Source organism: Rhizobium sp. SL86 (assembly GCF_026672545.1).
In the GTDB taxonomy this organism is placed as follows: Bacteria; Pseudomonadota; Alphaproteobacteria; order Rhizobiales; family Rhizobiaceae; genus Neorhizobium.
This window is the reverse complement of sequence record NZ_JAPPRJ010000001.1, coordinates 752,248-779,094: the sequence shown is the minus strand read 5'-3', so window position 1 is coordinate 779,094 and position 26,847 is coordinate 752,248. Positions and strand designations below refer to the sequence as shown.

Below are 26,847 nucleotides of genomic sequence, written 5' to 3'. Positions count from 1 at the left end.
ACAGCCGAGATCAGCAGGGGGCGGATGGCGTGGCGCACCGTGCGCCCAGACTGCGGACGGGCAAGCAGCAAGGCCGAAATCCTTTCGTTTTCCGACGCTTTACTGCATTGCCCTCAGTTTGCAAGCACCCGCGGCGAGGGAAAGGTCACCTCGACCAGCGTTCCCTCGTTCGGTGCCGAGTGGATGGAGAAATTCGCCCGGTTGGCATCCACCATCGCCTTGGTCAAAGGCAGGCCGAGCCCGGTGCCATCGCCGCGCTTGCGGCTGGCGCCGGCCACCTGGCGGAAGGGCTTCATGGCAAGATCCAGTTCCGCCCGGGTCATGCCGATGCCCGTATCGCGCACCCGCAAGACAACGCTGCCATTCGCTTCATAGGCGGTGGAGACGACGATCTGCCCGCCGGACGGCGTAAAGCGGATGGCATTCGACAGGATGTTCAGCACGATCTGCTTGATCGAGCGCAGATCGGCCACCACCGGCGGCACCGATTGCGACAGCGCGGTGCGGATGATCACCCGCTGGCCATTGGCCTGCGGCTGCACCAGGGAAACGGCCTCCGACACGGTCTCGTTCAGGCCGACCGAGGCGAAATCGAGGTCCATCTCGCCCGCCTCGATCTTCGAAATGTCGAGCAGATCGTTGACGATGTCGAGTACATGGCGACCGGAGCGGCCGATGTCATTGGCATATTCCACGTAACGCGGATGGCCGATCTGGCCGAGCCGTTCGGTCGCCATCATGTCGGCAAAACCGATGATGGCGTTGAGCGGCGTGCGGATCTCGTGGCTCACATGCGCCAAAAATTCCGTCTTGTGGGCGCTTGCCGTCTCGGCGGCACGCTTGGCGCTGCGCAGCTCTTCTTCGGTGCGTTTCCACTGGGTGATGTCGCGGATCACCGCACAATAGCCGTTCGAGGAGGTGAGGTGGCCGATCGTCATGAACAGCGGCACGAAACCGCCGGACGCCTCTCGGCCGATCACCTCGCGCCCGTCGTTCAGAAGACTTGCCACGCCGTGGCCGCTGAGGCCCGAGAGATAGTCCATGACATGTTTCTGGCTTTCATGCGCAAACAGCATGACGAAGGGTTTGCCCGTCGTCTCGTCGCTGTCGTAGTTGAAGAGCGCGCTCGCGGCCCGGTTCATGGAGCGGATGTCGCCATCGGCGCCAATGATCACCACCCCGTCGGTGGCCGTGTCGAGAATGGCGCGCAATTCGTCCACCTCGACCTTGAGGCGTGCCACTTCGTCGGCCTGGCGTGCACCCTCTTCGCTCGGACCGGCGGCGTGCGGCAGGGCCTGCAGGTCCTGAGGGGCAGAACCCGTCGGCATCAGGGCCAGGATCAGCGCGGAGGCATTGTCCCAGCGGACGGATTGAAGACGCGCGCTCACCGGCACCAGCGCATCGTCTGCGCGGACCACGACCATGCCGCCGGCTTCTGCCGTCTTGTCTTCCAGATCCTGCCGCTGCAGCAGGGCATCCAGGCCACCCACCTCGGTGAGCGCCTCCAGGCTGTCATAACCGGTCAGCCGCAGGAATTCCGGATTGCCATGGATGAGCCGGTCGCCGGCATGCACCAGAAGCGCCACCGGCATCTGGTCAACCACATCGGCGGACAGCTGCGGGCGGGGCCGCAGCGGAATGGCCTGCGCATACGCTTCCTCGATCGAGAGCGGCGCCTCCTCGGCATCCGCCGGCTCGTCCGTGTCGTGATCTTCGATCTCGGTCGCAATCGTCTCGGTGCTGTCGTCCGCGGCAGGTTCGGCGTCCGTTTCCGCCGTGATGGCCGGTTCACCGTCGGCCTCATGCGGTTCGGTCGTGTCTGCGGGCTCCTCGGCCACGGAATCCTGATCCGTTACCGCCGGATGCTCCGTCGTTTCCTCGGGAGCCGACATTGCGGGGGCTGCATCCATTGCATCAGCCACCGTCGATGCATCCTCGGCCTGATCGTCCATCTGCGGTGCCGTCGCCTCGGACGGGGTTTCCGGGGTGTCGGTCTCGGCCACGACGTCATCTGCCCGGCGGAACACGTCCAGGCGGCGGGCAATCTCGCGGAAATTCGCCTGTTCGGAGGGCGACAGCCGCTCGTTCAGCGGGCTGCGATGCTCCTCGAACCGCACGACCTTGTCCGAATGACGCCGGCCGGGATTGTCGATGATGCGTAGAACCGGTCGCTCCGCCGTCGGCGCGGGTAAAGGCTCCGGTTCATCGGCCGGTTCGTTCGCCGCGGCGTCTGTGTCGAAATCCGCGTCCGGCACTGCGTCCAGCGTGGTGTCCTCTTCAGCCTCCAGCGCGCCCACGCCCGGCTCTTCGGCTGGCTGCAGGTCCGCCTCGTTCTCCTGGTCCGGCAGGTGGAAGGGCGGGAAGGGTGGTTCGGCGGGGATGGCTGCAGCCTCTTCCACCGTTTCGCTGTCGGTGGAGATCTCCGGTACGGAGTCTGCATCTGATTCGTGCGGCAGATCCGAGCCGGCGTCCGCCTCGATCTCGTCCGTCATCCCCTCTTCGGGGGCGAGTGTCAGGCCGGTTGCCAGCGGGTCTTCGTGCAGGTCCGCCATGCGGATGATGCCAAAACCGCGGAAACCGTCGAAATCGCGGTTGCGGGTATAGGTCGGCAGAGCCGCAAGATCGATCGGCACGGCGAGCGACGTTCCCTCGATCGGCCAGCGGATCGTCTTGCCGGACCAGGTGTCGCGGCGGTTGAGAAGTTCGGTGATCCGGCCTTCCGGGTCGAGGTTGAAGAGCGCCGCCACATCGGTGAAGGCAAGGCCGACGACTTCGGCGGCATGCGGGCCAACGGCTGCCGCAAGCTCCGGCGAGATTTCCCGGAACCGGCCCTGCGCATCGATCTTCCACACGAAACGGGTGGCGCGCATGTCGGGCTGGAACGGGACGGCGGGCGCACGCACCTCCGCCACCGGCTCCTCCGTGACGGGACCCGGTTCGTTTACGGTCTCCTCGACATCGTCCTGCGCGGCAGGCGCGTCAAAGTCCTCAGCAACCGGCTCCAGGGCGGCAGAGGATACCGTTTCCTCGACGAGAGCCTCTTGCGCCTCGGGCTGGATTTCCGCCGGCAGATCCGGTTCGTTCCCTTCGGCCGCCGGTGCTGCATCGGCAGGCTCTTCCGTATCCGCATTCACGGCAATCGTCTCATCCCCGTCGGTCTCCGACACACCCGGTGCCGAAAGATCCTCGGTGAAATCCGGATCTTCCTCGGTGTCTTCCTCCAACTCGTCGATGGCCGACACGGCTTCGAGCGCGTCCTCGAAGGCCGGTGCTGCGGCAAAGGATGCGGAAGGGGCCTTTTCTTCGGTCGCGAGAACCGGGTTCTCCGGTGCGCCATCTTCCGGCTGGACCAGGAACAGAAGATTGAGCGCCGGTTCGTCGGACAGTCTTGCGATCGCGCCCGGCAGGTATCCCGCGGCTGTCGGCACGGGCCGCTTCACCAGACGCTCCCGGTCATGGCCGGCCAGCGTCACCAGCATTCTCGCCGTCTGCGGCGTCAGTTGCAGGGCCGCAAAGGAGGGCGAGGCGGAGATGATCTCGCCATCGGCGTTCAGAACGGCGATATGGGTCTGCGGGTCATCAAAACCCTCCAGCATCTGGCGTGCGCAATCGATCGCCTTCGGGTCGGCGGCCCCGGCGGGCGCTGCGAACAGAATGCCCTCGCCGCCGCCCGGAAGCGTGATGCGCTCGCACACCGCGGTCACGCCGATGCGCTCGAACCCTTCCGTCATGCGGATCATGAAGGTGCGCGTTTCACCCGCCGCACGCAGCCCGCGCGCGGTCGAAAGGGCCTGGCGATAGGTGAGATCGACACGGATCGGCCCCTGATCCATCAGGTCGTAGATCGAGCTGCGGCCGAAGAGGCGTGCGCCACGGCCATTCGCCCACAGAACCTCCGCCATATCCGTCGAAAACAGGACAAGCGCCTTGCCCGCTGCAAAATGGGCGCGGATCCGTTCGTGAACGGCGATGTCGATAAATGGATATTGCACAGAGGACATGGCGGGCCTTGGGTGGATACCGTCTTCTTCTCGAGCCGACGGCAGATTAACACATTGTTAGTAACTTCGAAGCCCCCTCGGGTCCACAATCGGAATCCGGGTTTCGGGCGATAGGGTTAATCAGCAAAATCTTATGTTGCGATGCACAATGATATTGCAATGCACAACGGTTTCGTCTATATAAGTCATATGCGGTCGTCGGAAACGCCGGTGGCCACCCAAACCTTACCGAACATCAGCTGAAAAGGGATGATGACAATGGCATACAGAACTGACGACATCTTCTCATTCTCCGCCTTCGACCCGGCCAAGATGACCGACAGCCTGCGCGAATTCGCCGAAAAGGGTGCTGCCCAGTCGCGCGAAGCCTTCACCAAGATGAAGACCGCTGCGGAAGAAGCCACCAAGACCGTTGAAGCCACGATGCAGACCGCCCAGGCCGGCACCGTCGAGCTCGGTCTCAAGGCCATCGACGCCATGCGCACCAATGCCGACCTGTCGCTCTCGCACATGGAAGCTCTGCTGGGCGTGAAGTCCGTAGCAGAACTCATCGAACTGCAGACCGGCTTTGTCCGCAAGCAGGCCGAAACGACGGTCGAGCAGGCCAAGGCCATGCAGGAAGCCGCCCGCAAGCTCGCCGAGGAAGTCTCGAAGCCGGGCCGCGAAGCCGCCGAAAAGGTCATGACCACCTTCAAGCCGGCCTGATTTCGCCGCGCGACGATTGCAAGGGGCCGGGATTTTTCCCGGCCTTTTTCTATATTCTCGCCAAACTCGGGGCTTGCAAAACGCATTCAATGCTTTTATGTCACGCCCCAGACGCGGTCGGCACATGTCGACCCGATGGTATGCGGTTGTAGCTCAGTTGGTTAGAGCGCAGGTTTGTGGCACCTGAGGTCGGAGGTTCGAGACCCCCCAACCGTACCATTTTATCCCCAACGAAATCCTCCTGAACGTTCAGTCGCCAAATTGGCCTCCGTTGAAGCGCCTGCCCACTTGCGCGAAATCAACGCGGATCATTCCCGCCTGCCTTAAGTTATTCCTCATCTGACAGTCACACTCCCGGCGGAGGGCATGGCATGATCGTGGATGAGCAGCGCGAGGTGCGCGATTTTCTCAAACAGTCCGCCAATCTCGGCCAGAACGGGCCGGTGGAATTCATCGAGACGCATATCTCGCTGATCGCGCTGGCCGGGTCCCGTGCCTTCAAGATGAAGCGCGCGGTCAATCTGCCTTACGTGGATTTTTCGACACCGGAAAAACGCCTGGAGGCCTGCGAGGCGGAGCTTGCGATGAATTCGGTGACGGCGCCCGGTCTTTACCGGCGGGTGCGGCGTATCACCCGCAGCGCCGACCAGTCGCTCGTCTGGGATGGTGAGGGCGCGCTCGTGGATGCCGTCGTGGAGATGGTGCGTTTCGATCAGGAACAGCTGTTTGACCGCATGGCCGGCGCCGGGCGGCTGACGCCGGCGCTGATGACGGAGACGGCGCGGATGATTGCGCGCGCGCACCGGCAGGCGCCGATCATCGCCGCCGGGGACGGGGCAGGCCGGGTCGGGCGCGTGCTTGCCATCAACCGCGCCGGTTTTGCCACAAGCGATGTTTTTTCCGAAGACGAGGCGGATCGCCTGACGCAAAACTTCGAGCAGCAGTTGTCGCGCCTTGCCGATCTTCTCGACCGGCGGGCCGATGTCGGGCGGGTCCGGCGCTGCCATGGTGATCTGCATCTGCGCAATATCTGCCTTCTGCATGGCGTGCCGCGGCTTTTCGATTGCATCGAGTTCAACGCGGAACTGGCGACGACCGATGTACTCTACGATCTCGCGTTCCTGCTGATGGATCTGTGGCATCGCGGATTTCCGGCTCTGTCGAACCTCGTGATGAACCGTTATCTGGACGAGGGCGAGGATGACGAGGGCATGCGGCTTCTGCCCTTCTTCGTGGCCCTTCGCGCCGCCGTGCGGGCGCATGTCACGGCAACGCAGGTGGCCGAAGCCGATAGCCGGTCCGAGGCGCTGATTGCCGAAGCGCGCTCCTATTTCGATCTGGCGGAAACCCTTCTCGGTCACATGCCGCCGCGACTGATCGCGATCGGCGGTCTCAGCGGTTCGGGCAAGACGACGGTTGCCGATCATCTGGCGCCGCAGCTTGGGCTCGCACCCGGCGCCCGTATTCTGGAGAGCGACCGGGTTCGCAAGGCGCTGTTTGATGTGCCCGCCGAAACCCGCCTGCCGGAAGCCGCCTACCGCCCGGAAGTTTCGGCCGAGGTCTATCGCGAGCTTGCCATGCGCGCTCAGGATCTGCTCGCAAACGGTGTCTCGGTGGTGGCCGATGCAGTGTTCGACAAGGAAGACAACCGCCTGAAGATGAGTGCCGCCGCCCGCCAGGCAAAGGCCCGCTTCACCGGAATCTGGCTGGAGGCGGATGCGGCGACCCTGCGCCGGCGCGTGCGCGAAAGAGAGGCGGGTCCTTCGGATGCGACGCTGGATGTGCTGGCAAAACAGCTCGAACGCAAGCCGCAGGTGAGCGACTGGCAGACGGTTGCGGCCGATGCACCGCTGGACAAGGTGGTGAGGATGGCACTCGAGGGCTGAAAGCTGCCTCACACGAACATCGGTTTTGCCGCCGTGACCGTTTCCTGCAGAAAGCTGACGACGGTGCGGATGCGGGCGAGATCCCGGAGGCTTTCGTGATAGCTCGTCCAGTAGGCGCGGCGAATGGTGATCTCCGGCAGCACACGGGCAAGCTCCGGCACCTGGCGGGCAATATAATCATGCAGAATGCCGATGCCGGCCCCGCTGCGCACCGCCTCCGTCTGGCCGATGGCGCTGGAAATCTCAAAACCCGCATCCCAGTCGCGCATCACTTCGCCGGTAAAGTTCAGCTGAGGCGAAAAGATCAGGTCGTCGACGTAGCCGATACGCGGATGCAGGCGCAGCTGGTCGATCGATTGCGGTTCGCCATTGCGGGCGAGATAATCGCGCGAGGCATAAAGGCCGAGCGTGTAGTCGGTGAGTTTGGACGAGACCAGCCGCCCCTGCGCCGGGCGTTCCACGGTCACCGCAATATCCGCCTCGCGCTGCGACAGCGAAAAGGAGCGCGGCACCGGCACCAGCTGGATGCGCAGGTTCGGATGCCGCTGGATGAGGGCGCCGAGCCGCGGCGCAAGAAACGAGACGCCGAACCCATCCGGCGCGCCGATGCGCACCGTGCCGTCGATTGGCGCATTCACCTGGCCGGTGCGCGATTGCGCGGCCAGCATTTCCGCCTCGATCCGCTCCGCCGACTCCAGAAAGGCATGGCCCTCGGCGGTCAGCTCGCAGCCATTCGGCTTGCGGATCAGAAGCCGCGTGCGCAAGGCGTCCTCCAGCGCGCTGATCCGCCGCCCGAGCGTCGCATGGTTCAACCCCAGCCGGCGCGAGGCCGACAGCAACTGCCCCTCGCGCGCCACGGCCAGAAAGATGCGCACATTGTCCCAGTCCATCAGGCTGTCCTCGCGGGTGGTGTTTGCCCCTCACCCTGACCCTCTCCCCGCATGCGGGGAGAGGGGACGCTGCCGCTGCGGCTTGTGCCCTTCTCCCCGTTGAGACGGGGAGAAGGTGCCGGCAGGCGGATGAGGGGCAGCAAAATGCACATCAATTTATGCACAACGGATGCGTAAATCATCGTGTTGTCTTGTGCAAATGAAAGCGCATACTGCCGCCATAACAATCCTGGAGGACACCCATGTATCAGATCGGTCATTTTATTGACGGCAAGCACGTGCCCGGCACGTCAGGCCGCAAGCAGGGCATATTTAACCCCGCCACCGGCGAAGTGCAGGGCGAAGTCTCGCTCGCCAGCGCTGCAGAACTCGATGCGGCTGTTCAGAGCGCCAAGGCTGCGCAGGTCAAGTGGGCCGCCACCAATCCGCAGCGCCGCGCCCGTGTGTTCATGAAGTTCGTCCAGCTTCTGAACGACAACATGGACTCACTCGCCGAGACGCTCTCGCGCGAGCATGGCAAGACGATCGAGGATGCCAAGGGCGATATCGTGCGCGGTCTTGAAGTCTGCGAATTCGTCATCGGCATTCCGCATCTGTCGAAGAGCGAGTTCACCGAAGGCGCCGGCCCGAACATCGACATGTATTCGATCCGCCAGCCGGTCGGCATCGGTGCGGGCATCACGCCGTTCAACTTCCCGGCGATGATCCCGATGTGGATGTTTGCGCCTGCGATCGCCTGCGGCAACGCCTTCATCCTGAAGCCGTCCGAGCGTGATCCGTCCGTACCGATCCGCCTTGCCGAACTGATGATCGAAGCGGGCCTGCCGACCGGCGTGCTGAACGTCGTCAACGGCGACAAGGCGGCCGTCGATGGCATCCTCACCCATCCGGAAATTTCCGCCGTTTCCTTCGTCGGCTCCACGCCGATCGCCCGTTATGTTTATGGCACCGCGGCAATGAACGGCAAGCGCGCCCAGTGCTTCGGCGGCGCCAAGAACCACATGATCATCATGCCGGATGCCGATCTCGACCAGGCCGCCAACGCGCTGATGGGCGCCGGTTACGGCTCGGCCGGCGAGCGCTGCATGGCGATTTCGGTGGCCGTCCCGGTCGGTGAGGAGACCGCCAACCGCCTCGTCGAAAAGCTGACGCCGATGGTGGAGAGCCTGCGCATCGGCCCCTACACCGACGAAAAGGCCGACATGGGTCCGGTCGTTACCAAGGAAGCCCGCGAAAAGATCCTTGGCCTGATCAACAGCGGCGTCGAGCAGGGCGCAAAACTCGTGGTCGATGGCCGCGATTTCAAGCTGCAGGGTTATGAGAACGGCCATTTCATCGGCGGCTGCCTCTTCGACCACGTCACGCCCGAGATGGACATCTACAAGACGGAGATCTTTGGCCCGGTTCTTTCGGTCGTGCGTGCCAAGAACTACGAGGAAGCCCTCGACCTGCCGATGAAGCATGAATACGGCAATGGCGTCGCGATCTTCACCCGTGATGGTGATGCCGCCCGCGATTTCGCCTCGCGCATCAATATCGGCATGGTCGGCGTCAACGTGCCGATCCCGGTTCCGCTCGCCTATCATTCCTTCGGCGGCTGGAAGTCCTCGTCCTTCGGCGATCTCAACCAGCACGGCACCGATTCGATCAAGTTCTGGACCCGCACCAAGACGGTCACGAGCCGCTGGCCGTCCGGCATCAAGGATGGCGCCGAATTCGTCATGCCGACGATGAAGTAATTCCGCCTGAGCCGCGCGCCCTACAGCAGGGCGATTGCATCTGGAGAAAACCCCCTCTGCCCTGCCGGGCATCTCCCCCACAAGGGGGAGACACGTTGCGGCACCCGCTCGGGCTTCGATCGGTTTCGGCGGCTCGGCTGGGGTAAAGCCCTCCCCCTTGTGGGGAGGGTTGGGAGGGGTCTTTTTTCCTATGCAATTGCCTTGCCCGCACCGGCTGGCGCGGCTTGCAGGCAGAACCGGCAACAAAAAAGGGCGCCCGAACACGGCGCCCTTTTTCCATGCAGCGTAGAGCGATTTACATCGCCGGGCCTTCGTTGAAGCCCACCTTGTCCACCAGTTCAGACGCCGTCTTGCGGTTCTTGGCAATATCGACGAGCGGCAGGGTGTCCGGCTTGATCGAACCGAAGGATTTGACGATTTCGGACGGCTCCGCACCCGGCATCACCGGATATTCGAATACCTGCTCGGCATAGATCTTCTGCGCTTCGCCGGAGGCGAGGAATTCCATCAGCTTCAGCGCATTGGCCTTGTTCGGAGCGTTCTTGGCGAGTGCCATGCCGGAGATGTTGACATGTGTGCCGCGGTCACCCGCATTCGGGAAAAGAACCTTGATGGCCTTCGCCCAGTCCTTCTGCTCCGGTTCCTTGTCGTTCGTCATCATCAGGCCGACATAATAGGTATTGCCGAGCGCCAGATCGCACTCGCCGGCCATGATCGATTTTGCCTGGCTGCGGTCATTGCCGTCCGGCTTGCGGGCCAGATTGTTCTTCAGCCCGGTCATCCACTTTTCGGTATAGTCTGCGCCATGATGGGCGATCATCGAGGCGAACAGCGCGATATTGTAGGAATGCTGACCATCGCGGATGCAGATCTTGCCCTTCCATTTCGGATCGGCGAGTTCTTCGTAGGTGATGGCATCCTGTTTGACGCGGTCCTTGGAGGCATAGACAACGCGGCCGCGCGTCGTCAGACCAAACCAGTCGCCGGCCGGATCGCGGTAGGCGGCCGGGATGTCCTTATTGATGGTGGCATTGTCGACCACCGGCTGCACCACGCCGCCATCCTTCGCCTCGGTCAGGCGCTGGATGTCGACCGTCAGGATCACGTCTGCCGGCGAATTGGCGCCTTCCGCCCGGATGCGCTCGACCAGGCCCTTGTCGAGGAAGAGCACGTTGGTGGTGATTCCGGTTTCCTTGGTGAAGGCATCGAGCAGCGGCTGAATCAGCTCCGGCTGACGATAGGAATAGATGTTCACCTCGCCATCGGCGAGCGCCAGGCTTGCGCTGGCGCCAAACGCCGCGCCGGCCAAAATCAGGGTTTTCATGCTGTGTTTCATCCCGTGCCTCCCAATTTTAGGACTTTGTGGAATTCAAAAGTCATGATTTTTCCGGGGGGTCAATTCACACGGGCGTGAAAAATGCATAAGCTGAACAGAAATTTCATATTTTGGAATTGTTCAAAAGTAGCGAACAGCTTATATAGTCCGGGAAGAGACGCGGGGAGACCGTAATGCGCTTGACCAAACAGACCAACTACGCCGTCCGCATGCTGATGTATTGCGCCGCCAACGAGGGCAACCTCAGCCGAATCCCGGAGATTGCCAAGGCCTACGGCGTGTCCGAGCTCTTCCTGTTCAAGATCCTGCAGCCGCTGACCAAGGCTGGCTTGGTGGAAACCGTGCGTGGCCGCAATGGCGGCGTTCGGCTTGGCCGGATGGCAGACAAGATCACCCTGTTCGACGTGGTGAAGGTGACCGAGGACAGTTTCGCGATGGCGGAATGCTTCGAGGACGGTGCCGTCGAGTGTCCGCTCGTGGACAGCTGCGGCCTGAACGCAGCCCTGCGTCGCGCGTTGAACGCCTTCTTTGACGTGCTGACGGAATATACGATCGATGATCTGGTCAAGGCACGCCCGCAGATCAACTTCCTGCTCGGCCTGGATGACCTGCCGCCGCGTCTGGCTGCCGCACGCGTTTAAGCCTGCGTCAATACCATTCGCATGAGATAACGCAGACGGCTTGACCCCGCCTGCGCTTTCCCTGAGACTTCGTGCTGCTTTCCTTTCCTGTGCAGCCTTGTGCTGCTCCTCATTTTTTCAGCGCGATGTCCTTCCGAATTTCTTTTGATTACAGTTTGACGCTTGCCCTCGGTGCCGGCGGAGCGTTTCTTGCCTATTGGCTGCAAGTGCCGGCGCCCTATCTCGTGGGGCCGGCCGCCGTTGTTACGCTTGCCGGCCTGTCGGGCGTGCGCGCGGCGGTTCCCGGCCGCCTGCGGGATATGGCTTTTATGGCTGTCGGCCTGTCCATGGGGTCCGGTGTGACACCGGAGGTGCTTGCCGCCACCCGGCAGTGGCCAGTGAGCTTCCTGGCGCTCTTCCTGATGACCGTGCTTCTTTTGGTCGTGGGCTGGGTTCTGCTGCGCAAGGCATTCCGATACGATGGCCTGACCGCTATGCTCGCCGCCTGTCCTGGCCATCTGAGCTATGTGCTGAGCCTTGCCGCCGGAACGAAAAGCGATCTCGCCAGCGTCAGCATCATCCAGAGTGTGAGAGTGCTGGCGCTCACTTTGCTCGTTCCCCTGATCGTCGAGTTCTATGGTTTGTCGAAGCCCGGCGCGCTCGTTCCGCCGATGTCGGTCGATGCCCTGACCGTCCTGCTGATGGCTGTGCCTGCCTATGCGCTGGGCTATGGTTTGCAGCGTGTACGGGTGCCGGCCGCTCTTCTCGTCGGCGGCATGATCGTGTCCAGCACGATGCATCTCACCGGGCTTGTCGAAGGGGTCATCCCCCTCTGGGTTCAGGTGCCGGTCTATGTCGTGCTCGGCTGCATGATTGGAGCTCGTTTTGTCGGCGTCTCGGCCGCCGATCTCAAGCGTTCCTTCCTTGCCGGCATGTCCCTTACGGTGGTCGTCAGTCTCCTCTCGGCCGTGATTGCGCTCGCCGTCTCGACAGCACTCGACATTCCGCTGGATGCGGCTTTGATTGCCTTTGCTCCAGGTGGTCTCGAAACCATGGCAGCGATGGCCGTCATCCTGCATGCCGATCCGGCCTATGTGGGAACACATCACATTCTGCGGCTGGTCTTTTTATCGATCCTGATGCCGCTTCTTTTGGCCAGAAGACGCGCGCTGTGATTTCTTACCCGTGAGAAAGTATATTCAAAAGATCGGATATTGTGTCAGTGAAGTAGTTGAACAAGCGTAAAACATGAAGTACTGACAGAGAAGAAAGTGGGGGAACGTGAATCTTGACGGTTGAGATATTATGATGCAATCCGTCAAGGTTGATCCTTTTCTACCGAATGGCCGAATAAGTTAAAATGTCGCGCGGTTTTCGTGTGACTAAACAGAAAAGGCCTTACGGAGCGTCAATCATGTCCCTCCATGCACAGATCCGTCAGGACGTCCTGGACGTATTTGTGGTTCCTGCCCTGTGCGCAGGGCAAGAGCGGTGATCGTCGGGAATGTCCTTGATGGGACAATGGAATGAGAGCGGCGCGTTGTGGCAGCGGCCCGGGGCATAATGAAAAACAATGCTTGCGCGGGACGCCAAGCGAAGGGCCGTGATCGATAGGGGCAAAGGGACAGCGTATGCGTTGCCTGTGCAACGTGGTCTGTTGCTGGAGGGTGAGAAGGCATGGAAGGTTCACGGATCAAGGCGGCGGATAGTCGGGGAGCAGCGAACCGTACGGCTCTGCGGCGAATTCCGAAACAGGATCGCAGTCGAGAGCGCATCGATGAAATTCTCAAGGTGGCGATGGAACTCATCGGCAAGAAGGGAATCGATGCGGTGACGATGAAGGAGATCGCGAGCCTCTCCGGCGGCCCGATTGCCTCTGTCTATCAGTATTTCCCGAACAAGTCGGCGATCATCGCCACGCTCTATGAGCGCTATCTCGAGCAGGTCAAGGCGCTGCTCTTCCAGGGGCTGGAGACTATTCGCGGCCCGGAAGATGTCGGTCGCGCCGCAGAAGGCCTTGTTGATTTTTATGCCATGTTTGTCAGTGGCAATCCGTCGATCCAGGACCTCGTCAATGCCATCCAGGCCGACAAGATGCTGGCCGACATGGATATTGCCGCAACGCGGGAAATTGCCGCGACCTTCTGTCAGGCAACGGAGCAGTTCGTCGAGGAGAGCCAGCGGGAGCGTTTCCGCTGCACGACCTTCATGATGTGCCATCTGACAGTGAGCGTTGTGCGCCTTCTGTTGAAGGTCTCCCCGGAGGAAGGGCAGCGGATCGTCCGCGATTTCAAGACGTCGATCGCGAACCAGGTCGCAACCTTTGTCGATCTGTCCGTTCCGGCTGAGGAGCAGCGGATCGCCGTCTGAACGTTTGTCCTTTCTGCTGACGCAGGCGCTTCCGCGACGCACCGGGCGCCGCGTCAGAGACCCAGACGGTCGCGCAGGCCATACCACCAGGCACCGAGCACCGTCAGCGGAACCCGCAATGTCTTGCCCCCGGGGAAAGGCAGGTTCGGCAGGGAACTCCACACGTCGAACCGTTCGGCATGGCCGGCGACGGCCTCGCCCAGGATCTTGCCGAGAAGATGCGTGGTCGTCACCCCATGTCCACTGTCGCCATGCGAGAAGTAGACGCTGGGTGAGATCCGACCCATATGTGGAATGCGGGTGAGCGTGAGCGCAAAATTGCCGCCCCAGGCATAATCGATGGCAACCTTTTCCAGCTCTGGAAACGTCAGGAGCATCTTCGGGCGAATGACGGCCGCGATATCCTTCGGATCGCGCCCGCCGTAACCGATCCCGCCGCCGTAAAGAATGCGGTTGTCGGCCGTGCGCCGGAAATAATCGAGAATATAGTTGGCGTCCTCGACGCAGTAATTGGCAGGCAGCAGGGCCTCAGCCAGCTCGGCGCTCAGCGGTTCGGTCGTCAGCACCTGGCTGGAGACTGGCATCATGCGACCGCTGATTTCCGGAAACTGCGGGCCGAGATAGGCATTACCGCAGATGAGCACGTAATCTGAGGTTACGGAACCGGAGGCGGTGCGCACCACGTTGCGGTTGCTCTGGTCCAATCCCAGGACGCGCGATCCCTCGAAGATCCGGCCGCCGAGCGCCTCCACGGCCTGAGCTTCACCCAGAACGAGGTTCAACGGATGGATATGGCCGCCCAGCTTGTCGATCATGCCGCCGGCATAACGGCCGGTCTTCACGTAACGACCGACCTCGCTGGCGGACACCATTTCGAGCCCCGGGTGACCATGCACCTCCCAGTCGGCCTTGTGCGCCTCCATCTCGCGCATCTGCTTGTCGGTAAAGGCGGCAAAAAAACCGCCGTCCACCAGATCGCAAGCGATCGCGTATGTCTGCACCCGCGCGCGGATGATCGCCGCCCCTTCCAGCGACATCTCGCCGAGCCTGCGGGCTTTCTCCGCACCGTAACGTCCGGCAATGGTCGCCAGATCGCGACTGTAGCCGTTGACGATCTGGCCGCCATTGCGACCGGACGCGCCGAAGCCGATGCGATCAGCCTCCAGCACCACGACGGAAAAGCCGCGTTCGCACAGTTCCAGCGCCGCTGATATCCCGGTGAAACCGGCGCCGATGACGCAGACATCGGCCGTAATTTCCCCCTCCAGTCCGGGCCGCCCCCGGCGGTCTTTGGCCGAGGCCGCATACCAGCTGTCGGTATGGCCGGGATTGTCGCTGCGCTTCAGGCTGTGCGGCATGGCAGGTCTCAGATCTTGAACCGGTCGGGACGGTAGGGAGCAACGTTGATGAAGGGCGTATCGCCGCAGATCATCTCGGCGATGGCACGTCCGGTCACCGGTCCAAGCGTCAGGCCGTGATGGGCGTGGCCGAAGGCGAACCACAGGCCCCGATGCCGTGGCGCCTTGCCGATCACCGGCATCATGTCCGGCGTGCAGGGGCGCGCGCCCATCCACGGCTCCTTGTCCAGCCGCTCGCCAAGCGGGAAGATGGTGCGGGCAACCGCCTCCGCCCGGCCAAGCTGCACGGGTGTCTTCGGCGCATCGCGGAGCGCAAATTCCGCCCCGGTCGTCAGCCGGATGCCCTGGCGCATCGGTGCGAGGAAATATCCGCGCTCGGCATCCATGGTCCAGCCGTTCAGGACCGCATTGTCACGCGCACCGTAATGCATGTGGTAACCGCGCTTGACGCCGACGAGGAATTCGTAACCGAGCGGCTTCGTCACGGTGTCAGACCAGGGCCCGAGCGCGATCACCACGTCCTTACCCTCGATGCTGCCATCGTCGGTGGAGACCGTCCAGCCGCTCGCCGTCTGGCGCAACGTCGTGGCGTCGCCCTTGACGAAGCGTCCGCCGAGCTTTTCGAACAGCGCCACATAAGCGAGCGTTAGCGCATGCGGATCCGTTACCGACCATGGGTCGGTCCAGGTGAGCGCGCCGACAAAATCATCCGAAAGATGCGGTTCCTTCTCGGCAAGTCCCTTGGCATCGAGCACCCGGAAGTCGAGCTCGTATTCCCGCTTCAGGCGTTCGGCCTCGTGCACCTCGACATCCTGCCTGGCCTTCGTGCGGAAGGCCTGCGTCCAGCCTTCCTTGCGGATCAGGTGGCCGGCATCCGCCTCGCGGATCAGGGCGTCGTGTTCGGTAATCGATTGCTCGATCAGCGGCGCATAGGAACGTGCGATCACCTGATGGCGGCTGGCATTGGAATTCCACCAGTACCGGCTGAGGAATTTTGCGGCGGAAGGCAGGGCGCCGAGATGATGATGCGCGTCGATCCGGTTGTTCATCGCATAACGCAGGATCAGGCCCATCTGCTGCGGGAAACCGTAGGGCACGACCCCTTCGCGCTGGATGAGCCCGGCATTGCCGTAGGATGTTTCTTCGCCCGGTCCGCGCCGATCCACCAGAACCACCGCCTTGCCGCGCTTGGCCAGGTGCAGCGCGGTCGATACCCCAATAATGCCCGCACCCAGAACGATTGCATCCGCTGCCATGTCTTGCCTTCAACCAATTTGCATGAATGTTTTCTGGAACATGCGCCGAGGCCGGTGCTGCTGCAAATGAAAACTGAACCGGCGGGACCTTGTGTCACAAGCTTTGCGACAGCCTTCTCCATTACATGCGAAGAAGGGGCATCCGCCCGCGGTGAAATTGCGATCGTTCAGGGGGAACACGAGCGGTGAGCTTTGCAGATTACGACCTCATTATCATCGGTGCCGGCTTTTTCGGTGCGACGATTGCCGAACGGGCGGCCAATGAACTGGGCAAGCGCGTGCTCATCATCGACCGGCGGCGCCATATCGGCGGCAATGCCTATAGCGAAAACGACCGGGAGACCGGGATCGAGGTGCATAAATACGGCGCGCACCTGTTCCACACGCCGAACAAGACCGTCTGGGACTACCTGAACCGCTTCACCGCCTTCACCGATTACCGCCACCGCGTTTTCACCAGCTACCGGTCGCAGGTTTATTCCATGCCGATCAACCTCGGCACGATTTGCCAGTTCTTCGGCAAGCGCATGAGCCCGGACGAGGCCCGCGCCCTGGTGGCAGAACAGGCCAAGGAACTCGGTGATCGCCAGCCGCAGAATCTCGAGGAAAAGGCGATCTCGCTGATCGGCCGGCCGCTCTACGAGGCTTTCATCCGAGGTTATACCGCCAAGCAGTGGCAGACCGATCCGCGCGAACTGCCGGAATCGATCATCACCCGTCTGCCGGTGCGCTACAATTTCGACAACCGTTATTTCAACGATACCTATGAAGGCCTGCCGGTCGACGGATATACGGCGATCTTCGAGCGCATGCTGGACAATCCGCTGATCGATGTGCAGCTGAACACCGATTATTTCACGGTGAAGAACGAGATCCCGGCCGGCAAGCCGGTCGTCTACACCGGCCCGATCGACCGGTATTTCGATTACCGCGCCGGCGAGCTGAAGTGGCGCACCATCGATTTCCAGGAAGAGGTTCTGGGCGTCGGCGATTTCCAGGGCACGGCGGTGATGAACTATGCCGACGAGGACATTCCCTATACGCGCATCCTGGAGTTCCGCCATTTTAATCCGGAGCGGGACTACCAGAAGGAAAAGACGGTTATCGTGCGGGAATTCTCGCGCTTTGCCACCCGCGCGGACGAACCCTATTACCCGATCGATACGGCGGAAGACAAACGCACCTATCTCGCCTACCGCGAACTGGCGGAGAAGGAACAGGACGTCATCTTCGGCGGACGCCTCGGCACCTATCGGTATCTCGATATGCACCAGGCGATTGGCGCGGCGCTGAAGAGTTTCGAGACGGAGGTCTCTCCGCGCCTCAAGGCCTGATTTTTTACCTCCTTCGTGACCGGAAAGCAGGCCCCTCGCGGGCCTGTTTGCATTTTGCCTGCCAGATGGATCTCGGCAAAACGGGAACTTCTCTCACCCCCTCTTGTTGGGCTGCCGATCCAACATGAAGGAGAGAGTAATGTTTTACACAGACGGCAAGCTTCAATATCCGGTTCGCGTGGAAAAGGCAGACCCGCTGTTTGCCCGTGCCCTGCAGCAGGCGATCGGCGGTATCGAGGGCGAAATCCGCGTCGCGATGCAGTATTTCTTCCAGGCCTGCGGCGCGCGTGGCAACAACAAGTTTCGCGACATGCTGATGAACACGGCGACCGAAGAGCTCGGCCATATCGAAATGCTGGCCACCGCCGTTGCCCTCAACCTCGAAGGTGCGCCTTTGTCCGAGAAGGAGGAAGTCGCCAAGGATCCCGTCTCCAGCATGGTGCTGGGTGGCCTCAACATGAAAAACATCCTCTCGTCCGGCCTGTCCGCCATGCCCGTGGACAGCGACGGCGTGCCGTTCGACATGTCGCATATCTATGCCAGCGGTAATATCGCCGCCGACATGACGGCCAATATCGCGGCCGAATCCACCGGTCGCACGCTTGCCGTACGCCTCTACAACATGACGAACGATCCGGGCATGAAGGACATGCTGTCCTTCCTGATTGCGCGTGACACGATGCACCAGAACCAGTGGATGGCGGCGCTGGAGGAACTGGGAGGCCATAAGGGTGCCTTCCCGATCCCGAACAGCTTCCCGCAGGAAAAGGAGAACAGCGATTTCTCCTACGCCTTCCTCGGTTTCCAGACCGATGACAGCGTCGACAAAATTGCCGGTCGCTGGTCGGAAGGTCCGTCCATGGATGGCAAGGGCACCTTCACCTCGGCGCCCATGCAGCCGCTTGGCGAAAAGCCCAGCCTCGGACAGGCCAAACCCAACAGCGGCGCCCAGACCGAACAGATGTAAGGGATCGCGAGCCACGAGGAAGGGCGGCGTCAGGCCGCCCTTCGTTTTTCCACGAATGCCGAAAAGGAAATTCCATGAGACTTCGCTGGATAGTGGTGGCCGCTCTGGTCGTGTTGGTTGCCGTCGTCATCTTAGGGTCGCGGCCCTTCACTCAAACCGCAACGGAGAGCCCCGGACAGCCCTCGCCACATTCGCTGACCGAATAGCGCAATTTCCTGCGGCGACAGGCTTTCTGATGGAGCCCGTCTGCGGGACGGCGGGGGAACTTTCGCATCATCGGCGGGTTTGTCTGGGTGAGGCGAGGATCCTTTGATGACAGAGACGGTAACGAGCACGGGCGATAAAAAGCCCTCGACGGCATCGCAGGTAAGAGGCGATATCCAGCGCGGATTGACCGGCGACAAACGGCCGGGGATCGATCCGGCGGCCGCGCCGATGGAGGCCGATGCCGAGGCAGGCGGCACCTCGCCCACGCAGGAAGAGATCGACATGGCGCGGACCACGCAGGCTGCGCCTTCGGCTGGACACAGCCAGTTGAAATCGCGGAATTTCGATACGGCGATGCAGCCGACCGCGGGAACGCTTGAAAAGAAGCCGAGCCTTCCGGCGCTCGTGCCGGGGATCGTCGTGGTCGTGATTGCTGCCGCCCTGCTGCTGGGCGTCGTCTTGCGCTGATCCGGTGCGGGTTGCCTTCCGGTGAAAAGACCTCAGTTCAGCTGGCTTGCCAGTTGCGCACGGGCGCGGTTGACGCGGCTCTTGATCGTTCCGACCGGGCAGCCGCATTGTTCGGCCGCCGCCTCGTAAGACTTGCCCTGCAGCAGGATAATGTCGACGGCATCCCGGTAATGGTCCGGCAGATCGAGCAAGGCCCGGTGGAATTCGTGAGCCCTGACCGACCATTCCTGTGGCGCATTGACAGAAGGTCTGGCCGAAGCACAATCCTCAAGCCCAACGGTCTCACGTTTGGCGAGCCCGAACTTCGTGCAGAAGGTGTTGCGCAGGATCGTGAACATCCACGACTTCAGACTGGTGCCTTCCTGGAATTTGTCGATGTTGGCCAGGGCACGCAACAGCGTTTCCTGCACGAGATCATCCACGTTGGTGGGACTCCTGTCCAAGCGCCTCGCAAAGGATCTGAGGGCAGGGATCAGTGCAATCATCTCGGCTCTTACACGCTCGCTTCCTGGGTGGTCAGTCATGATTTCTCCCTCATGTTTCCCCAGCTTTGACAACCGGTCACTTTCGACATTGTTCCAGCCCTCGATGTACCGCGGCGAAAAATTATGACGACGTCCCCGATCGCCCCTGGCCGCGCATCACGCGGAGGTTGCGACGGCGCGCAAACGGCGAAATTCCGTTCGGCGTCCGCACCCTGTCATCCGGTTGTTAGAAACGCGCCTTAAGAGACTCCCATAGAGTTTGCACAGCTGTGCATTAGGGGAATGTCGATGAGTGGCGCGGGTTTTCTGAAGATCGATGGTGTGGCGACCGGTTACGGTGCGACCCAGGTTCTGAAGGACATCAGCCTGTCGATTGCGAGCGGCGAATTCGTTGCGCTGCTGGGCTCGTCCGGATGCGGGAAGACGACGCTTCTGCGCGTTCTCGCGGGTTTTGTAGCACCGAAATCCGGTATCGTCAGCGTTCGCCAGCGTGAGGTCACGCATCTGCCACCCGACAAACGCGGCATGGCGCTGGTCTTCCAGTCCTACGCGCTCTGGCCGCACATGAGCGTTGCGCAGAATATCGGTTACGGCCTGAAACTGCGCGGTGTCGCGTCGGCAGATATCGCAAGGCGGGTGTCGGCCATGCAGGCCATGCTGGGTCTGGAGGGTCTGGAAGACCGCAAGCCCGGCGCGCTTTCCGGCGGCCAGCGTCAGCGGGTGGCACTTGGCCGTGCGCTTGTGGTCGATCCGGAAATCCTGCTGCTCGATGAACCGCTGTCCAATCTCGATGCGCGTATCCGGCTCACGGTCCGCCACGAACTGCGCGCCCTGCAGCAGCGCCTCGGCATCACCGCCATTCACGTGACCCACGACCGCGAGGAAGCCATGGTGATGGCCGACCGCATCGTCATTCTGGATGCCGGACGGATCGCCCAGCAGGGCTCGCCGGAAGAGGTCTATAATCGCCCGGCCTCGGCCTTCGTCGCGGCCTTCATGGGAGCGGAGAACCATGTTTCGCTGACGGTCGATGTTCAGTCCGACACCGTCTCCATCGCTCCCGGTCCAGCCAACAGGGCGGGCCAAGTGCCGCTTTCCGGACGCTCGCTCTCATCCGGTCCCGTCGAGGCCCGGTTCCGTCCGGAAGCGGCACGCCTTTTCTCGTTGTCCGCCGAAACGCCCAATGAGCCAGGCCTGGTGTTCGAAGGCCGCGTCGTTTCGGTCACCTATCCGGGCGGTCTGTGGCGCCATGTCGTGCGCCTGGCCGATCGCGAAATCCTCGCCGATGCGGTGCATCCGTTCGCGGCCGGAGAAACGGTCGGCGTCTTTGTCGCAGCCGCTTCACTGTTCCTGTTCAACATGTCGGCCAATGCTGCCGATTCTTCCGTTTCCCGGCCCGATGGGCGGGAGTGATTGCCCTGATTTCCTTCCTTTATCCCTTGGAGAGACTGTCATGAAAAATCTGTCTTACCTCGCCTTTGCAGCGGCCCTGACGGCCATGCCCGTTCATGCTGAAGAACTGACGGTTGCGACCGCCGGTGACCAGAATATGGTCGATTACATCAACCAGTATCTCGCTCCCCTGTTCGAGAAGACCTATCCGGGCAACACGGTGCGCGCCGTTGGCACCGGCCCCGGCGATGCCGGCTCGCAGAAGATCCTCGAGCGCTTCGATGCCCAGGCTGGCGCCAAGGCCGAGAAGTGGGACACCGATGTCGCCGTCGTGCATGAAAAGTTCGTCGGCCCGATGGTGAGCAAGGGTTACCTCGCCAAGTATCGTGGCGATATCGACACCGGCAAGCTGGTGACGCGCGACAACGCCAAGATGGCGCTCGGCACCAATGTCGAAGGTTACGTCATGCCGATGTTCAACAGCCAGACGGCAATTGCCTACAATCCGGCGCTCGTTGCCAACCCGCCGAAGAGCTATGCCGAAATCGTCGAATGGGCGAAGGCCCATCCGAAGCAGTTCGGTTACAACGGCATCAAGGGCGGCGCTTCCGGCGTCAGCTTCGTCATGGGCTGGATCTATGCCTTCGGCGAAGGCGATGCCAAGACGCTGATGAACGGCCCCTTCAAGGAAGACGAAACGAAGAAGTGGGATGGCGCTCTGAAGAGCCTCGCTGCCTTCACCACCAACGCCACCCTGACGCCGGGCAATGCCGGCACGCTCGATCTGCTGTCGCGCGGTGAAATCGCCATGGGCCCGGTCTGGGTCGACATGTTCTACAGCTGGAAGGCCGATGGCCGTCTGCCGCCGGACATGAAGCTGACGCTGCCGGCTCCGGGCATGCCGGGCCAGCCGATGCACTACGTCGTGCCGCAGAATGCCGCGCACAAGGATCTGGCGGAAAAGTTCATCGCGCTTGCCACCAGCCCCAAGGTGCAGGCCGAAGGCATCGTCAAGCGCTTCAACTGGTATCCGGGCATCGATGCACAGCATGTGAAGGCCGAACTGGACGACGCCACCTGGAACAAGCTCTTCGTCGACATTTCGCCGGAAGACCTGGCCTCCAAGGGCAAGCCGTTCCCGATCGCGCCCTACAACACCGCGATCCTGGAAGCTTATGAGAAGTCGGTGAAGTAAGCTTTTCGGTTCCGCAAAGACCCCCTCTGGCTGCCGCCATCTCCCCCACAAGGGGGAGAACGCAGAGCGGTAAGCCTCTCATCCGTCACGGCGGATGAGAGGGAGGGCGGCATTGCCGGTTCGGTCTCCCCCTTGTGGGGGAGATGGCCGGCAGGCCAGAGGGGGAGGAGCGGCGGGTGCATTGCCCCGTTGTCGGAACACTTGATCCATCTGTTGTGACTGGTTCCCTTGATGCCAAGACGACTCCTCGGTCTCCTGCTTGTCCTGCCCGCACTCTCGGTCATCGCGCTGCTGTTCATTCTGCCGCTCGTGATGTCGGCGGTTGGCGCGTTTCGTGTCGAGACCGGCTGGGGCCTCGGAAATTTCGCCAAATCCTTTGATCTTTACCTGAACGACATCCTGTTCAGCGTCGGCATCGTCAGTCTCTCGACGCTGCTGATCGGCCTCGGCGCGATTGCCATCGGCGGTTATCTGACGCTTGGCGCCCATCCGCTGGCCGTCACCATCCTGCGCTGGCTCTACCGCTGGCCGATGTTCATTCCCTTCATCGTCGTCGGCCAGATCCTGCGCACCTTTCTTGCCAAGAACGGCATGATGAACAATACCGCGATCAGCCTTGGCCTGATGACGCCGATCGATGCGGTGAGCTTTCTCGACTGGCGCGGCATCGTGATTGCCTTCGTCTGGAAACAGACGCCCTTTGTCGCGCTGCTGGTGGCGGGTGCAATGGCATCGGTGAACCGGGAAGGCATCGAGGCGGCCGTCAATCTCGGCGCCTCGAAGCTCAGGGTGCTGGCGGAAATCATCGTGCCGCAGGTCACCGCCACGCTTGCCGTCGGTCTCATCCTCTCCTTCGTCACCATGATGTCGGTGCTCTCGGTGCCGCTGATGATCAACGCGCAGTCGCCGACCATGCTGACGGCCGACATCGCTTTCCGGGTCAATGCCTATGGCGATTACGGTGTGGCGAACGCGCTCGGCCTCATCTCGCTCGTGCTCGCCTCGTCGGTTGCCTGGATCTACCTGCGGATCAGCTTGAGGGAGCGCGCGTGATGATGTCGAACCGTTCCCGCCTTGCCGCGCTCTGGTGGATCCCGCGCGGCCTCATCTTCGGCCTGATGGCCTTCTTCATCTTCGGCCCGCTGTTCAACATGCTTCTCTGGACGGTGACCGAGAAGTGGTATTTCCCGCATGCACTGCCGCTGGAATACGGATTTTCCGCCTGGGGCCGCGTGTTTGCGCCCCGCGGCGGGGCGCTGGAATCGCTCGGCAATTCGCTGATCGTCGCGATCCTGACGGTGGCCGTGTCACTGGCGCTTGCCATTCCCGCCGGTTATGCGCTGGCGCGGCTGAAGCTGCCACTGCGAAGCCTGATCCTTCTGGCTTTCCTCATTCCGCAGGCCTTCCCCAATCTCACGGTCTACGTCAACGTCGCCCGCATCTTCTACGAAATCGGGTTGAACGGCACGATTGCCGGGGTGGTGCTGGTGCATGCCTCCCATGGTCTCGTTTATGCGGTCTGGATCGCGACGGCTGCCTTTTCCGCCATCGATGTGGAACTGGAACAGGCGGCGCGCTCCATCGGTGCCGGTGCGCTGCGGACCTTCCGCGACATCACCCTGCCGCTCGCCGCCCCCGGCCTGCTGGCCAGTGCGATCTTCGTTTTCCTCGAATCGCTCGACGAGTTCACCGGCAGCTACTTTGTCGGTGCGCCGGACGTGAACATGCTGCCACTGCTGCTCTATACCGCAGGCTCCGGCGGCAACTACCAGATCGCATCCATTACGGCGCTGCTCTTGCTTGTGCCGTCTCTGATCTTCATGTTGATCGTCGAGCGCTTCCTGAAGGCCGACGTTCTGTCTCGCGTCGGGCGGTGAGGTTGCAAATGAAAGACGGAAAGACTCGCATGCGTTTCGTCAGTGCAGAGCAGGTGGCAAGGCGGGCAGGGGTGTCGCGCTCCGCGGTCTCGCGAACCTTCACGCCGGGCGCCAGCGTCTCGCCTGCGACGCGCGAGAAGGTGCTGAAGGCGGCGGAAGAGCTCGGTTATCACGTCAACGATCTGGCGCGGGGTGTTCTCAACAATCAGAGCCGCCTCGTCGGCATCGTCGCGACCAAACCGGAAGTCGGTTTCCGCGCGCACCTGACGGCGGCGCTCACCAAGGCGCTGATCCGACGCGGCAGTGTTCCGGTGCTGATCAACACCGGACAAACGGAAGAGGAAATGCTGGCCGCCCAGAAGATGCTGATCGGCCACCGGGCGGAAGCGACCATCATCCTCTCCGGCTCGCCGCCGGCCAGTTTTTTAGAACTTGCGCGGCGAAACGGCCAGCCGGTGGTGCTGATCGGCCGTTCCGAACCGGAGGCCGATCACGTGCATGCCGGCAATTCCGAAGCCTCGATCGAGGCCGCCCGCCTGCTTCTGAAGGCCGGACGCCGCAGGCTTGCCTTTGCCGGCTCCCAATCCGCGACCCCCTCCATCCTCGAACGGCAGGTCGCCTTCGTCGCCGAAGTCGAACATCGCGGTTTTGAGGTGCAGATCGCCCACGGACATGATTCCAACTATGACTGCGGGCTTGCCGCAGCGCGTGCCCTTCTCGCCGAAGGCCCGGCGCCGGACGCGATCTTCTGCGCCAACGATCTGATTGCCTTCGGCGTGATGGATGTGCTGCGCCGCGAAGGGGGCTTGCGCATTCCGGACGATGTGGCGGTGATCGGCTTCGACGATGTGCCGGAAGCCTCGTGGCTCAACTACAACCTGACGACCTTCCGCCAGGATCCGCTCGTCATGGCCCAGCGCGCCGTCGATCTCCTGGAGCGGCGCATCGCCGATCCGGATGCCGAACAGGGGCATGACCGGGTGGTGCCGGAACTTGTCGTCCGAGAGACCTTCGTTCCGGAAACGTGACCGGGATTTCGCGCGTTTCCGGCCGTTCCAGACGGGCAGGCAGGGAACGTGCACGCCTCCGACGGGTTGATCCCTCAGGAGGTACGACCATGAAACAGTTTTCGCAGACAAAGACACCGCGCCTGTTCTTCGGGATGATGTCCGCCGCTTCGGTTCTTGCCGCCGTTGTCGTCATGCCCGTTCAGGCCCAGGATACGACACAGGCCCGGCAGCCATCGGGCGACAAATGTGTGGCAAGGCCGGATCAGGACCCGCAAGTCCAGCGGCCGGATGTGCAAGGCGGCACGACGCAGAAACTCGCCGAGTGCAACAGCGTGCTGAAGCCGCCAGCGGTTGGTGATCCGGAAATGGTGGAGCCGGCCCCTTCCGTCGGGGAGACGCCGGTGATCAAGCCACGAGAGCTTCCGCCGGAGCAGACGCAGGACCGCACGCTGAAAAAGGGCTGATCGGCAAGAAAAACGAGGAAGAAGCGGCACAGGCCGCTTCCTTCCAGGGTGGATGCGCGGCTGCGCATCCTGTATGGCTGGTTTTGTCGGCCAGGCTTAGCGGCGGCCGCGAACGGCGGCTTTCTTCGGCGCCGGCAGAAGGCCTTCGCGCTGCATCTTCTTGCGCGCGAGCTTGCGCTGGCGGCGGATCGCCTCGGCCTTTTCACGGGCGCGGCGTTCGGACGGCTTCTCGTAGGAGCTGCGCGCCTTCATTTCGCGGAAAACGCCTTCGCGCTGCATCTTCTTCTTCAGGACGCGGAGGGCCTGATCGACATTGTTGTCTCGGACTAGAACCTGCAAAATCTCTCCTTTTTGCACGGCTGAAATCGCCACTGTGCAATGTTCGTGTTGATCACTTGCCGATCTTCATCGACGCGGGGTTAAGCCACGAAGAACCCTTGCCGGGAGCTGAGGCCTCTTCACGGTGTGTCGCACGCTCCGACCGTTCCGGGTCGATATCCGTGTCGACGATCCGGCGCTCGAACGTCTCGTTCTCGTACCGAACTCGATATTGGTTTTGGCCATAAGCCGCGGGCAGAACCGCAGCGATGCGGCAGACCGCCTCTGCGGCAGTGCGCATCCCGGATCCCGATTTCAGGACCACACGGTCGCCAATGGCATAACGCGCAACTCTCATATTTGTGCTCCGGACTGGTTCCAAAACGAAAAAAAGGCCGGGATGTCCCGACCTCTCCCAGTCATCCTGTCGATCAACCGCCAGTACATCCGTGGTCGGTTTCGACGAATGGCAGCTTAGGCAGCCCGAAGGTTGTCAGCCGAGCTCTTGCCAGAACGCTTGTCCTGAACGATGTCGTAGCTGATCTTCTGGCCGTCGTTGAGGCCGTTCATGCCGGCGCGCTCAACAGCAGAGATGTGGACGAATACGTCCTGGCCACCCTGGTCCGGCTGAATAAAACCAAAACCCTTGGTGCTGTTGAACCACTTAACGGTACCTGTATTCATAACGATTTCCTTTTCAAAATCGCGGGTTGATCTGACACACCGTGTCAGTTGGATCGATGTTTGAGAGGAAATCTGACAGAGCGCCTTAGCTCTCGGACGAAGTCACGACCAAGTTCGATGTCCGCAATTTACGCCCATTGACGCGAATTACAAGAGTGGCTGTGAAATAAAATTTCCGACAAGTGGAAAATTGAAAATGGATCTTTCTGCTATCCCGCTGTTTATGCACCATGATAGGCAAATTTTTGGCGAAGTTTCGAGGGCTGTGATCAACCTGTTTGCGGC

At 61.9% G+C, this 26,847-nt stretch carries 24 protein-coding genes and 1 tRNA gene; 16 read left to right on the top strand and 9 right to left on the bottom strand.

The window, feature by feature from the left end; translation table 11 throughout:
* Window positions 1-113 precede the first annotated feature (113 nt).
* Window positions 114-4,001 carry a PAS domain-containing sensor histidine kinase gene (locus OU993_RS04000; protein WP_268154958.1) on the bottom strand — a complete coding sequence of 1,296 codons (3,888 nt, stop codon included), beginning with the start codon at window positions 3,999-4,001 and terminating at the stop codon, window positions 114-116.
* A 258-nt stretch (window positions 4,002-4,259) separates the two neighbouring features.
* Between OU993_RS04000 and OU993_RS03995 the strand changes: the two genes are divergently transcribed.
* From OU993_RS03995 to OU993_RS03985, 3 genes are all read left to right on the top strand, one after another.
* Window positions 4,260-4,706, top strand: coding sequence for a phasin (locus tag OU993_RS03995; protein ID WP_268154957.1), 447 nt, complete (start codon window positions 4,260-4,262; stop codon window positions 4,704-4,706).
* Window positions 4,707-4,848: 142 nt separating this feature from the next.
* Window positions 4,849-4,925: transfer RNA gene (locus OU993_RS03990), tRNA-His, on the top strand.
* Window positions 4,926-5,077: 152 nt separating this feature from the next.
* On the top strand, window positions 5,078-6,592 hold the full coding sequence (locus tag OU993_RS03985) for a bifunctional aminoglycoside phosphotransferase/ATP-binding protein (RefSeq protein ID WP_268154956.1): 1,515 nt from the start codon (window positions 5,078-5,080) through the stop codon (window positions 6,590-6,592).
* Window positions 6,593-6,600: 8 nt separating this feature from the next.
* Here the strand turns inward: OU993_RS03985 and OU993_RS03980 are convergent, their stop codons facing one another.
* Complete coding sequence (locus tag OU993_RS03980) at window positions 6,601-7,482, bottom strand: LysR family transcriptional regulator (RefSeq protein WP_268154955.1); 882 nt, start codon at window positions 7,480-7,482, stop codon at window positions 6,601-6,603.
* Window positions 7,483-7,724: 242 nt separating this feature from the next.
* Between OU993_RS03980 and OU993_RS03975 the strand changes: the two genes are divergently transcribed.
* Window positions 7,725-9,221 carry a CoA-acylating methylmalonate-semialdehyde dehydrogenase gene (locus OU993_RS03975; RefSeq protein ID WP_268154954.1) on the top strand — a complete coding sequence of 499 codons (1,497 nt, stop codon included), beginning with the start codon at window positions 7,725-7,727 and terminating at the stop codon, window positions 9,219-9,221.
* Between the two features lie 295 nt (window positions 9,222-9,516).
* Here the strand turns inward: OU993_RS03975 and OU993_RS03970 are convergent, their stop codons facing one another.
* The gene (locus OU993_RS03970) at window positions 9,517-10,545 is read right to left on the bottom strand and encodes a Fe(3+) ABC transporter substrate-binding protein (protein WP_268154953.1); all 1,029 of its coding nucleotides are present in this window, start codon (window positions 10,543-10,545) and stop codon (window positions 9,517-9,519) included.
* 185 nt (window positions 10,546-10,730) lie between these two features.
* Here OU993_RS03970 and rirA point away from each other — a divergent pair, with 185 nt between their 5' ends.
* From rirA to OU993_RS03955, 3 genes are all read left to right on the top strand, one after another.
* Window positions 10,731-11,198 (top strand): iron-responsive transcriptional regulator RirA, encoded by a 468-nt coding sequence (rirA, locus tag OU993_RS03965; protein WP_268154952.1) that lies wholly within the window; start codon window positions 10,731-10,733, stop codon window positions 11,196-11,198.
* Between the two features lie 155 nt (window positions 11,199-11,353).
* Window positions 11,354-12,352 carry an AbrB family transcriptional regulator gene (locus OU993_RS03960; RefSeq protein WP_268154951.1) on the top strand — a complete coding sequence of 333 codons (999 nt, stop codon included), beginning with the start codon at window positions 11,354-11,356 and terminating at the stop codon, window positions 12,350-12,352.
* 502 nt (window positions 12,353-12,854) lie between these two features.
* Window positions 12,855-13,547, top strand: a complete 693-nt coding sequence (locus OU993_RS03955; RefSeq protein ID WP_268154950.1) for a TetR/AcrR family transcriptional regulator — start codon at window positions 12,855-12,857, stop codon at window positions 13,545-13,547.
* 53 nt (window positions 13,548-13,600) lie between these two features.
* Here OU993_RS03955 and OU993_RS03950 read toward each other — a convergent pair whose 3' ends face one another.
* A complete protein-coding gene (locus OU993_RS03950) occupies window positions 13,601-14,905 on the bottom strand; it encodes an NAD(P)/FAD-dependent oxidoreductase (protein ID WP_268154949.1) in 1,305 nt (434 codons plus the stop codon).
* Window positions 14,906-14,913: 8 nt separating this feature from the next.
* Entirely contained in the window at window positions 14,914-16,161 is a 1,248-nt protein-coding gene (locus OU993_RS03945) for an NAD(P)/FAD-dependent oxidoreductase (RefSeq protein WP_268154948.1), read from the bottom strand.
* A 185-nt stretch (window positions 16,162-16,346) separates the two neighbouring features.
* Between OU993_RS03945 and glf the strand changes: the two genes are divergently transcribed.
* From glf to OU993_RS03930, 3 genes are all read left to right on the top strand, one after another.
* On the top strand, window positions 16,347-17,495 hold the full coding sequence (glf, locus tag OU993_RS03940) for a UDP-galactopyranose mutase (protein WP_268154947.1): 1,149 nt from the start codon (window positions 16,347-16,349) through the stop codon (window positions 17,493-17,495).
* A 139-nt stretch (window positions 17,496-17,634) separates the two neighbouring features.
* A complete protein-coding gene (locus OU993_RS03935; RefSeq protein ID WP_268154946.1) occupies window positions 17,635-18,462 on the top strand; it encodes a manganese catalase family protein in 828 nt (275 codons plus the stop codon).
* Window positions 18,463-18,774: 312 nt separating this feature from the next.
* Window positions 18,775-19,137: a hypothetical protein gene (locus OU993_RS03930; RefSeq protein ID WP_268154945.1), complete on the top strand. Its 363-nt coding sequence runs from the start codon at window positions 18,775-18,777 to the stop codon at window positions 19,135-19,137.
* Between the two features lie 32 nt (window positions 19,138-19,169).
* On the opposite strand, the gene OU993_RS03925 is transcribed toward OU993_RS03930, so the two are convergent.
* Window positions 19,170-19,622 carry a sigma-70 family RNA polymerase sigma factor gene (locus OU993_RS03925; protein WP_326493834.1) on the bottom strand — a complete coding sequence of 151 codons (453 nt, stop codon included), beginning with the start codon at window positions 19,620-19,622 and terminating at the stop codon, window positions 19,170-19,172.
* Between the two features lie 288 nt (window positions 19,623-19,910).
* Here OU993_RS03925 and OU993_RS03920 point away from each other — a divergent pair, with 288 nt between their 5' ends.
* The 6 genes from OU993_RS03920 to OU993_RS03895 all read left to right on the top strand — a co-directional run bounded on the left by OU993_RS03920 (window position 19,911) and on the right by OU993_RS03895 (window position 25,560).
* Window positions 19,911-21,035: an ABC transporter ATP-binding protein gene (locus OU993_RS03920; RefSeq protein WP_268154943.1), complete on the top strand. Its 1,125-nt coding sequence runs from the start codon at window positions 19,911-19,913 to the stop codon at window positions 21,033-21,035.
* A gap of 40 nt (window positions 21,036-21,075) precedes the next feature.
* Window positions 21,076-22,209 carry an ABC transporter substrate-binding protein gene (locus OU993_RS03915; protein ID WP_268154942.1) on the top strand — a complete coding sequence of 378 codons (1,134 nt, stop codon included), beginning with the start codon at window positions 21,076-21,078 and terminating at the stop codon, window positions 22,207-22,209.
* Window positions 22,210-22,440: 231 nt separating this feature from the next.
* Window positions 22,441-23,262: an ABC transporter permease gene (locus OU993_RS03910; protein ID WP_268154941.1), complete on the top strand. Its 822-nt coding sequence runs from the start codon at window positions 22,441-22,443 to the stop codon at window positions 23,260-23,262.
* Window positions 23,262-24,086 carry an ABC transporter permease gene (locus OU993_RS03905; protein ID WP_442792862.1) on the top strand — a complete coding sequence of 275 codons (825 nt, stop codon included), beginning with the start codon at window positions 23,262-23,264 and terminating at the stop codon, window positions 24,084-24,086. Before OU993_RS03910 ends, OU993_RS03905 begins: the two co-directional genes overlap by 1 nt.
* Before the next feature lie 29 nt (window positions 24,087-24,115).
* Window positions 24,116-25,114 (top strand): LacI family DNA-binding transcriptional regulator, encoded by a 999-nt coding sequence (locus OU993_RS03900; protein ID WP_268154940.1) that lies wholly within the window; start codon window positions 24,116-24,118, stop codon window positions 25,112-25,114.
* 89 nt (window positions 25,115-25,203) lie between these two features.
* Window positions 25,204-25,560 (top strand): hypothetical protein, encoded by a 357-nt coding sequence (locus OU993_RS03895; RefSeq protein WP_268154939.1) that lies wholly within the window; start codon window positions 25,204-25,206, stop codon window positions 25,558-25,560.
* A 96-nt stretch (window positions 25,561-25,656) separates the two neighbouring features.
* Here OU993_RS03895 and rpsU read toward each other — a convergent pair whose 3' ends face one another.
* From rpsU to OU993_RS03880, 3 genes are all read right to left on the bottom strand, one after another.
* The gene (gene rpsU, locus OU993_RS03890) at window positions 25,657-25,899 is read right to left on the bottom strand and encodes a 30S ribosomal protein S21 (protein WP_165215382.1); all 243 of its coding nucleotides are present in this window, start codon (window positions 25,897-25,899) and stop codon (window positions 25,657-25,659) included.
* Window positions 25,900-25,951: 52 nt separating this feature from the next.
* Entirely contained in the window at window positions 25,952-26,236 is a 285-nt protein-coding gene (locus OU993_RS03885; RefSeq protein ID WP_268154938.1) for a cold-shock protein, read from the bottom strand.
* 116 nt (window positions 26,237-26,352) lie between these two features.
* Complete coding sequence (locus OU993_RS03880) at window positions 26,353-26,562, bottom strand: cold-shock protein (RefSeq protein WP_165215377.1); 210 nt, start codon at window positions 26,560-26,562, stop codon at window positions 26,353-26,355.
* Window positions 26,563-26,847: the final 285 nt, after the last annotated feature.